The following is a 495-nucleotide window of genomic DNA, read 5'->3' as shown; positions in this document are numbered from 1 at the left end:
CGCGCGGGCGCGGCGGTGGCTGCGGTCGTGCGGCGGGCCGGAGGCGCGGTGAACGTGAAGTCGTCGCGGGCGGGCACGAGCGGCGCGGCGGTCTCGAGCGCGGACGCGGGGGCCGGCGCGGGCACTGCGGGCGCAGGGACCCGCGTGGCGGTGGCGGTGGCGGTCTGCTCGTCGGTCACGTGCTGTTCATCGGCGCGAAGGCGCCGCGGCTTCAGCCCGCGCTCGGCGCCACGAGGAGCCGCTGCAGCACCGGAAGCACCTGGTCGGCCAGCTCCACCTGGCCCGCGGGCGTGAGGCGCACGGACCCGTCGGCTGTGGTGGTGGCGTCGGCGGAGAGCTCCGAGCCGGTGGCAGCGGGATCGAGGTAGACCACCCCTGCTTCGGCGGTGGCGGCGCTCAGCGCGCGGCGGGTGGCGGTGAGGGCTGCTGAGCCGGCATCGCCGAGCGACGGCGGACCGACCACCACCACCTGCGCCTGGGGCGCCTTCGCCCTCG

1 protein-coding gene is annotated in these 495 nt (G+C 78.2%); it reads right to left on the bottom strand.

The annotated features are described in order from the left end of the window. Positions 1 to 211: 211 nt before the first annotated feature. Positions 212 to 495, bottom strand: a 284-nt coding sequence (locus FHN55_RS23005) for a hypothetical protein (protein WP_218974916.1), incomplete at its 5' end; no start/stop codon positions are given.

The organism is Streptomyces sp. NP160 (genome assembly GCF_006335115.1).
Taxonomy (GTDB): Bacteria; Actinomycetota; Actinomycetes; order Actinomycetales; family Quadrisphaeraceae; genus Quadrisphaera.
This window is presented reverse-complemented; position numbering and strand designations above follow the sequence as displayed.